Annotated in this window: 1 protein-coding gene; it reads left to right on the top strand. The window is 39.9% G+C overall.

Annotation, left to right across the window (positions count from 1 at the left end; genetic code table 11):
- Nucleotides 1–409, top strand: a 409-nt coding sequence (locus J7R05_RS08585) for a histidine kinase dimerization/phosphoacceptor domain -containing protein (RefSeq protein ID WP_281388239.1), incomplete at both ends; no start/stop codon positions are given.

Genomic DNA, 409 nt, shown 5'->3' on the forward strand with positions numbered 1-409 from the left:
TGGCGCGTTTAGCGCAATTGATGACAAGCTTTATTAATGGTGATGATGTGGTGCGGCAAAAACAGCGCGAAGGTATAGCATTTATGCGGGCTGCTTTAACATTGGCAGCGATTGTTTCTGTTGTGAGTACTTTTATTTCTGCTTATTTTGTTATTAATCGTTTTCGTCGCGATATACGTTCTTTAAAAATGTATCAATTGTTGCTTCATAGTGAAAATGCTGCTCTTGAAGCACGTGTAAAAGAACGGACACAAGAATTGGAAAGAGCTCGTAATCATGCTGAAAAAGAACGCCAACGTGTTGAAATATTGTTACAGGATGCAAGCCACCGCATTGGCAATTCTCTTGGTACAGTTTCTTCTTTGTTAGGGCTACAATTAAGTCGCAGCAAAAATGAAGAAGTGCGTTC

It is taken from the genome of Bartonella capreoli (assembly GCF_902813205.1).
GTDB classification, from domain to species: domain Bacteria; phylum Pseudomonadota; class Alphaproteobacteria; order Rhizobiales; family Rhizobiaceae; genus Bartonella; species Bartonella schoenbuchensis.